Origin of the sequence: Bacteroides sp. 1_1_30, from assembly GCF_020982715.1 — a bacterium.
Classification (GTDB): domain Bacteria; phylum Bacteroidota; class Bacteroidia; order Bacteroidales; family Bacteroidaceae; genus Bacteroides; species Bacteroides xylanisolvens.
Window position 1 is genome coordinate 1 of record NZ_JAJKHN010000137.1, and the last position, 9,124, is coordinate 9,124.

Genomic DNA, 9,124 nt, shown 5'->3' on the forward strand with positions numbered 1-9,124 from the left:
GTATTTTAATATTTATGTCAAGATCAATAACAGCTAATTATATTTTCTATCTATTGAATACTATTTCTGGAATTCTATTTCCTTTAATAACGTTTCCATATTCATCTAGGATTTTGTTAGCAGAAGGAATAGGAGAAGTGAACTTTTATCAATCAATAATATCATATATCAGTTTAGTTGTAGGATTAGGTATACCATTATATGCAGTAAGAGAAATTGCTAGAGTGAGAAACGATAGAAAGCAACTTAATGTTACCACGATTGAGATATTATCTCTACATGGAATTACTACCTTGATTGGTTATTTGGTCGTTGCTATTTTATGTTTTACAGTTCCCAAGATACAAACAGATTTACCTCTTTTCTTGTTGTTAAGTTCTTCTATTTTTCTTACTACCATTGGATGTGAATGGTTTTATAAAGGCATTGAAGATTTTAAATATATTACGGTTCGTGGTTTGATTGTCCGTATGATTGGGATTATATTATTGTTTACTTTAGTAAAGACAAAAAATGATATTCTATGGTATGGTATTACAATTACTCTTACATCGGTAGGAAATAGTGTATTCAATTTTATTAGATTACGTAAATATTTGTGTATATGTAATATTGATCGACGTAGTATTAATCCTTACAAGCATTTAAAGTCTGTAGGTATAACATTTTTATTAGTTTTATTATCTACTATATATCTTACTCTTAATCCAGTAATTTTAGGATTTATGACTGATGATGTATATGTTGGTTATTATTATGGTGGTATAAAATTGTTTTCACTAGTGTTTGGAATAGTAGATTCGTTAACTGCAATTTTGCTACCTCGGTTTTCGAATTTGATGGCTGAAGGAAGAGATGAAGAATTTGCTACAATCTCTCAAAAAGTATATTCGTTTACTGTTGGAGTTTCTTTACCAATATCTGTTGGACTGTTCTTTGTTAGTCAATATGCTATACCTATTTTGGGTGGTAATAGTTTTATACCATCTATAGGTGTTTCTCAGATTTTATCTGTTTTGCTGGTTTTAGTGGGACTTTCAAATGTATTTGGGATGCAGACTCTTTATCCTAAAGGGAAAGTGTATATTATGGTGAAAGTAACTTTAATGGCATGTATTACAGACCTCTTAGTGTGTTTTTTGACTATTCCTACATTCAAGCATTATGGTGCTGCTATGGGGTATTTAGCTGCAGAACTAGTTGCAACTACAGGGTTGTACATCATGGGAAGAAAGTATATTTCTATTAGGTTATTCGATAAATCAATAATACATTATTTATTCGCTGTTATTTTAATGGGGGGAGGCTTGTTTGTGCTTCAGTCATTAAATTGGAATAATTTATTGATGTGCATTATAATGATGTGCGTAGGAGCTTTTATATATGTACTTTCACTTTTATTGCTAAAGGATTCGCTGATATTAGAAGGCCTTGCGATTGTTCAAAATAAATGTTTAAAGAAATAAAAATGCAGTTGATTAAGAGTATATTGCGAAAGTTTTTTTCATGTACTATTTCATTGATGATTCGTTTATGTAGAAATGAAAAGGTTATGCTAGATATTTTTTCTCGTAGTTTTGAAAAATATTCAGATAACTATTTTTGTTATAAACTTCGCCCCAAAAAAGCAGATTATTTTATTCCTAGTAATATAAAGACTACAACTACTTCTGGTGAATTTGCTATTGTTCTTCAAGGGTTGATAGAGATGCGTGATGAATTTACTTTTGAGACTATTAAATTATATAGAAGATTGTTTCCGGGAGCAATTATCATAGTTAGTACTTGGGATTATACAGACCCATCTATAGTACGGACTTTGGAATTATTAGGGTGCGAAGTTGTTTTGAATAAAGATATACCTGTGTGTGGCTTGGGGAATGTAAACTATCAAATTTGCACAAGCTTGGCTGGATTGAAAAGAGCTAAAGAATTGGGAGCAGAGTTTGCATTAAAGAATAGATCAGATTTACGTGTCTATCGTGAATTTGCTTTTGAATATCTTAAGAGCCTTGTTGAATTAAATACGATTTCTTCTAGTAATGTTTATGGATTGAAAGGACGTATAATAACACAAGCTGGTAATTGGGGGCAAATGTTTAATCCTATGTGGCTGCAAGATTTTCTCTATTTTGGATATACTGATGATCTTATAAACTTATTTGATATTCCATATGATGATAGGAATATTCATTGTTATAGAAAAGATAATTTCGATACAAAGCGAGTACTGACGGGTGAAACTCTTGCTAAGTGGCCAGCGTCTGAAATAAATATAACCAAACGCTTTATTCAGAAATATCATAATTCTGATTTAAGTCTCAAAGATTGGTGGAATTTTCTAGGTGAGTATTGCTATATTGTAGATTCGGAGGACTTATTGACATTGTGGAATAAGTATGGACTCAATGACCTGGGACAGTTTTACTGTGAATACGATGGTAAGCACAATTATAGAGATCCATTTCGGCATATAAGTTCATCTGATTTTATTAATATCATGAACCATAAGTATATATATGAAGAGTGGATGGAAAACGAGAAGGCTAATTACACTATAGAATAATGAAAAATTTAATAGTTTCTGTAGTTCGTGTTCTAGCCATTATACGACGATGGACCTTTCACTTTACTTAGTAATAAGTGACCGATTTATAGTGTTAAGTTTTTTATGCTGTGAAGACCAATCGCTACAGATTCTTATTGGGTATATGTTGGCCTTTAATTTAGTTGCTTTGCTGTATGTAATTGGGTTATAATATATTAGCAAAATATCCTTCAGTAAAAGGTCATTTATGGCATTTAGGATGTAGTGAATTCACAGGATGGTGGTGTCCGTTATATGTAGCTGTAGGGACTGTAATTCCTTTAATTTTTGTGTACAAGAAGAGTTTTGAAATTAATAATAAATAATATGAATATGAAATATATTATTGTCGGAGCTGGTATATCAGGTTTGAGTATTGGGCAGGTTCTTAAGGAGTATGGACATGATGTGCAACTATTTGAGGCAGATTCGCGTCCAGGAGGGATGGTAAAATGTGATAGAGTGCATGGACATTTGTTTCATCGCACTGGAGGACATGTCTTTAACACAAAACGTCAGGATGTATTGGATTGGTTTTGGAGTCATTTTGACAAAAAAGACGAGTTTACTATGGCAGATCGAAATTCAGTTGTTTCAATGGCTGATAATACCATAATTGCTTATCCAATAGAGAATCATGCTTATCAACTTTCAGATGAGATGATGAAAAATTTTATTAATGATATTGTGTTAATGGCTACTAATAAGCCTGTAGAACCTACTAATTTTGAAGAATTTTTGCGAGCTCGTTTTGGTGAGACACTTTATCGTGAATATTTTCGACCATACAATGAAAAGATCTGGCGTCGTCCACTGACAAACGTTCCACTGTCGTGGTTGGTTGGTAAATTACCAATGCCTACACTTGAAGATATTATTTATAATAATTTTAAGCATATTGAGGAAAGGTCTTTTGTACATAGTTCGTTTTTTTATCCGAAAAAAGAGGGTTCGCAGTTTGTCGCTAACCGCCTTTCAGAAGGACTTGAAATACATTATAATGTAGATGTAAAATCTATTGAAAAAATAGAAAAAGGATGGTCTGTGAACGGAGAGATTTGTGATAGAGTTATTTTTACTGGCAATATGAAGTCAATACCTTTAATAGTTAAAGGAGTTGACTTATCGGCTTATATTGAAGGTATTGAAGCTCTTGAAGCCCATGGTACCACAACTGTACTTTGTGAGATTGAAGATAATCCATATAGCTGGATTTATATGCCAAGTCATATTCATGAGGCACACCGTATCATTTGTACAGGTAATTTTGCAGAGTCAAATCGTGCGAATGGAGTAATGTCGGCTACCATTGAGTTTACAGATGAGATTAGTAAGAATGATATTATTGATAATCTCTCTCGTATACCATATCATCCCAAATATATAGCACATAACTATGCTCCTTATACATATCCAATCCAAGCAAAAGATACACGTGAATTTGTCAATAGTGTGAAATGTGTTACTGAGCCAGAAGGTCTATTTCTTCTTGGACGTTTTGCTGAATGGGAGTATTATAATATGGATGTAGCAATGGGGGCAGCTCTAGATTTGTGTAATAATAAATTGAAGTAGTATGATAGCCGTAAATGTAAATGCTGGATTGGCAAATCAAATGTTTCATTATGCTTTTGGTCGGGGGCTGATGGCTAAGGGGTTAGATGTCTGTTTTGATCAAAGTAACTTTAAACCACGTTCTCAATGGGCATTTGAATTGGTTAGACTTCAAGATGCTTTTCCCTCGATAGATATAAAAGTAATGCCGGAGGGGCATTTTAAGTGGGTATTTCCTTCTTTACCGCGAAATGGCTTGGAGCGAAGATTTCAAGAGTTTATGAAGAAATGGCATAATTTTATCGGTGATGAAGTATACATTGACGAACCTATGTATGGATATGTACCTGACATGGAGAAATGTGCTACTAGAAATTGTATTTATAAGGGTTTTTGGCAAAGCGAAAAGTATTTTAGACATTGTGAGGATGATATACGTAAACAGTTTACTTTTTTGCCTTTTGATGAATTAAAAAATATTGAGGTTGCAGCAAAAATGTCGCAGGAAAATTCTGTAGCTATTCACTTACGTAAAGGTGATGATTATATGCAATCAGAATTGATGGGAAAAGGATTATGTACAGTCGATTATTATATGAAAGCAATTGATTATATGAGAAAGCATATAAATAACCCTCATTTTTATGTATTCACGGATAATCCTTGCTGGGTAAAAGATAATCTTCCTGAATTTGAATACATGTTAGTAGATTGGAATGAGGTATCAGGGAAACGTAATTTTCGAGATATGCAGTTGATGTCATGTGCTAAGCATAATATTATAGGAAATAGTACTTATAGTTGGTGGGCAGCATGGCTTAATGCAAATCAGGATAAGATTGTTGTTGGGCCCAAAAGATTTTTCAATCCAATCAATTCGTTTTTTTCAACTTGTGATATAATGTGTGAAGATTGGATTTCATTGTAAATAAGTGCTAGAATGTATTAAATAAATTTGATGCCATGGTTTGAACTTTCTGTTATTTTATCGTTTTTTATGTAAAAATATTTTAAGTGAAAACTGTTAAGGAAATCATTGGAAAAATAAGAAATATGAGTATGTTGTCGAAGATCGTATTTTCATTATGTAATATTTTTCAATATTTTTTTTTATTGCCAGGCAAAGTATGTGGTAGATTATTTAATTATGCTATCCATTGGCATTTCAAGGACATTAAAGGTCGTATATATCACGCGCGACAGCTTAAAGGGCTGCAATATGTTAAAATAGATTATGGTACAATTCTTTCTCGTGGAATAGTGCTTACGGCATGGGATAAATATGCTGGATACGATTACACTCCTTCTATTCAGATTGGCAGTCATTGTAGAATTGGGGAGTATTGTCATATTACTGCTTGTCATAGTATTACAATAGGTAATAATGTGTTAACAGGTAGATATGTCTATATTTCTGATAATTCTCATGGTAAAAATATAGAGTCAGAATTAAATACTCCTCCATCGTTGCGACCACTTTATGCAAAAGGTCCTGTTGTGATCGGTAATAATGTTTGGATTGGTGAGAGTGCACGTATACTTTCAGGGGTGACTATTGGAGATGGGGCAATAATCGGAGCTAATGCTGTGGTAACTCATGATGTTCCAAGTGGAGCAGTAGTAGGGGGAGTACCAGCTAAAGTCATTAAAATGATGACATTGCTAGATTGAAAAGAATTTGCAATATAGGTAAAAATATTGCTAACTGTCAACAGCGAAGTTGAAAAAATGATGATAAAATTAATATATGAATAGAAAAGCGCAAGTTATTGCATTTTATTTACCTCAATTTCATCCATTTTCAGAAAATGACGAATGGTGGGGAAATGGTTTTACAGAATGGACAAATGTTGGTAAAGCTAAGCCTTTATTTAAAGGACATCGGCAACCGCGAGTTCCTGCTGATTTGGGCTATTATGATTTGAGATTATCAGTTGTACGAGAACAGCAGGTAAAACTTGCAAAAGAAGCTGGAATATTTGGGTTTTGTTATTGGCATTATTGGTTTGGAAATGGAAAGAGACTTATGCAAGATGTATTTGATGAAGTTCTTGAATCTGGTAAACCTGATTTTCCTTTTTGTTTAGCATGGGCTAATCATTCTTGGTATTCTAAAACATTTGATAAAGATTCCACAGGAGATAAATTATTAATGGAACAAACATATCCGGGAGAGGAGGATATTGAAATGCATTTTTCTTATTTAAATCGTGCTTTTAGGGATAAAAGATATATAAAGATAGATGGAATGCCTCTTTTAGTTGTTTATGATCCAGTGTCTTTACCACTGAAGTATATTGATATGTTTCAACAATTGGCTCGTGAGGCTGGGTGGTTGGATGGCATTTATATAGTAGCTAATATAGTAGGTGGCATTAATAAAAAAGAGATGTTTATTGAAAAAGGATATAATGCTGTGACTTTTCAGCGTTTAGCTAGTGTCATATTTGATGCTCAAAATAAAAGAGGAAAAATATTATATTATATACGTCAGAAAATAAGATCTTTGTTTTATCATTATCCTCAATTTGCTGTTGATTATAAAAAGTGCATTCCGTATTTGATAAATAAAAATATAGATGGGAGTGAAGATGTGATTCCATGCATTGTACCTAATTGGGATCATACTCCACGAAGTGGAATGAAAGGCAGTATGTTTTTAAATGAATCCCCTGAATTTTTTAGATTGCATGTTGAAGATGCCCTTAAGACAGTTCAATATAAAAGAAATAAATTAATCTTTTTGAAATCCTGGAATGAATGGGGAGAAGGTAATTATATGGAACCTGATCTTACATTTGGGAAGGGATATATTAACGCCTTACATGAGGCATTGAATAGTACATTAGGGAAATGAAAAAAGTGGCTTTTGTTTCTGAAATGGCATTATTGGAACCAAATCTAAGTATTGTGAAGCGTTTAAATACAACTTATGATTTGTATTATGTCACTGATTGTCGACAGGATATTCCTAATAAATTTGGTATAAAGAATATTAGACGAGGAATCAATAGGGCTATAGATTATGAAGAAATGACAAAGTTCTCTTCATTTTTTAATCTTCAAAAAACCTACTTGATTTATTCTTTGACTAATAAAAATTTTTTTAACGCAATAAAGAAAGCTTATGATGTGGTAAGAGTTGTGAGAAAAATATCACCTAGTGTTATATTAACTGATACAACGGCTCCCTATACTGTATTGTTGTTTTTGTTTTACTATCATAAAATAGTATTATTAGTTCATGATCCTTTTCCTCATTCTGGATATAAAAAAAAGTGGCTTATATTGTTTCGTTATCTTGCTTTTAAACTGATTCGTAATAAAGTTATTTTTAATACGAAGCAATATGAAGCTTTTATTAGAAATTATAAACTATCTCCTCAAGATGTATTTTGTTCCAATTTGAGTACATTTGAATTTATGAAAGTTTATAGACCGTGTAATAAGAAAAAAGATGGAAAGTTCAAGATTTTATTTTGGGGGATAATTTCTCAATATAAAGGTATAGAATATCTTTGTTCCGCATTTGAAGAAATAGTAAAACAAGGCTATCAAGATATAGAGTTAACGATAGCTGGATCAGGCGAGTTATATTTCGATATAGATCCTTATCTTAAGTATAGCAATTTTAAGTTTATACACAAATTTCTTACTAATGAGGAAATTGCTGATTATGTATTTAATACAGATATAGTCGTTTGTCCGTATGTCGATGCTACACAAAGTGGAGTGATTATGACTGCTTTTGCATATTGCAAACCTGTAATTGCGACTAATGTAGGAGGACTTTCTGAAGTTGTTGATGAGTATTCTGGAATTCTAATAGAGCCGCGAAGCGTAAAACAGCTTGTTGATTCAATTTTGCTTCTGTATAAAAAACCGTATATAATAAAACAAATGGAGAGATATTTGCGGGAAGATTATGCGGAAACGGAAAAAGGTTGGGAACATGGAAGTGCAATTATTGCTTCTGCAATAGAAAAGCAGTATGAAGAACAACTTTAATTTGGACATAGGCAAATTAATTCTTTATTTGGCCATATTTACTCCTTTCATGCCTAAGTTAAAACTGGGGGAAATTAATTTATATTTAGTTGAAATATTTTTATTGGTATTTTTTCCTTTATTGTTTCCTTTTATTAGACTTAAATTTCAGAGAATAGTTTTGGCTATGTGGGGAATAGTGTTAGTCTCAACTATTTATTCTTTTATTTATGTTATTGAAATATCGTCATTACTGAAAGTTATTAAAGGAATAATTTATATTCCTCTTGGATATTTGGCTTATGTTGAATATAAATGTAACCCTAGAATTTTGTGTAAGATTCTTTACTCATATTTTTTATGCTCTTTTTTAAGTCTATGTTTATTTTTGTTTCAGCTGTCAGAATCGGTTTCTATTTGGAGTGGCAATGGTTTCAATTCAGGTTTGAGTAATAAATGTTTTGATTTGAAATCAATGTCTCTTGTTTCGTCAGGTTTATCAGCCCACGGTGTCTTTGGAGATTATTCATGTCTTATATTTACATTTGCTTTAGTATTGTTCTTCTCCAAAAAAATTAAATTATCAATGCTTCTTACTACACTGATGTTTACTGTTATAAATTTGATGTCTTCTGTTAGTAGAGAAGCTTTAGTTTGTTTCATGTGTGTAATATGTGGTCTAGTAATTAAGACAATAAGAAAAAAGAAATATTTTGTAGGGTATATTGTAATTCTAATTATTTTAATTAGTGTGGTGAGTATTTATGGTGAATATATTCCTTTAGTAAATAAAATATTATATACTCAAGAGGCTATAAGTACAACAGGAAATGAAGGAAATATTGAACTTAGAATTGGCGCTTGGAAATTATTTTTTTCTTCTTTGATAGATAATCCTTTCTTTATTTTGACTGGATATGGATACAATTATTCTTTTTATGAAGATATTGTACGGTCGATAGCATTAAAAGTAAAATATCCTTTTATATTATTGCC

8 protein-coding genes are annotated in these 9,124 nt (G+C 31.9%); all 8 read left to right on the forward strand.

The genetic code is table 11. From position 1 onward, the window contains the following. On the forward strand, positions 1-1,466 hold a 1,466-nt coding region (locus LPH68_RS24550; protein WP_230297189.1), incomplete at its 5' end, for an oligosaccharide flippase family protein. After that, positions 1,451-2,566, forward strand: coding sequence for a WavE lipopolysaccharide synthesis family protein (locus LPH68_RS24555; RefSeq protein ID WP_015532609.1), 1,116 nt, complete (start codon positions 1,451-1,453; stop codon positions 2,564-2,566). The genes LPH68_RS24550 and LPH68_RS24555, both read left to right, overlap by 16 nt. A 354-nt stretch (positions 2,567-2,920) precedes the next feature. Further along, positions 2,921-4,162 carry an NAD(P)/FAD-dependent oxidoreductase gene (locus tag LPH68_RS24560; protein ID WP_008021492.1) on the forward strand — a complete coding sequence of 414 codons (1,242 nt, stop codon included), beginning with the start codon at positions 2,921-2,923 and terminating at the stop codon, positions 4,160-4,162. 1 nt (position 4,163) lies between these two features. Further along, complete coding sequence (locus LPH68_RS24565; RefSeq protein ID WP_008643083.1) at positions 4,164-5,069, forward strand: alpha-1,2-fucosyltransferase; 906 nt, start codon at positions 4,164-4,166, stop codon at positions 5,067-5,069. 86 nt (positions 5,070-5,155) lie between these two features. Then, a complete protein-coding gene (locus LPH68_RS24570) occupies positions 5,156-5,812 on the forward strand; it encodes a DapH/DapD/GlmU-related protein (protein ID WP_270828079.1) in 657 nt (218 codons plus the stop codon). Positions 5,813-5,888: 76 nt separating this feature from the next. Beyond that, positions 5,889-6,998: a glycoside hydrolase family 99-like domain-containing protein gene (locus LPH68_RS24575; protein ID WP_008021498.1), complete on the forward strand. Its 1,110-nt coding sequence runs from the start codon at positions 5,889-5,891 to the stop codon at positions 6,996-6,998. Then, complete coding sequence (locus LPH68_RS24580; protein WP_008021500.1) at positions 6,995-8,149, forward strand: glycosyltransferase family 4 protein; 1,155 nt, start codon at positions 6,995-6,997, stop codon at positions 8,147-8,149. Before LPH68_RS24575 ends, LPH68_RS24580 begins: the two co-directional genes overlap by 4 nt. Next, a partial coding sequence (locus LPH68_RS24585; RefSeq protein ID WP_230297190.1) for an O-antigen ligase family protein occupies positions 8,133-9,124 on the forward strand: 992 nt, incomplete at its 3' end. The genes LPH68_RS24580 and LPH68_RS24585, both read left to right, overlap by 17 nt.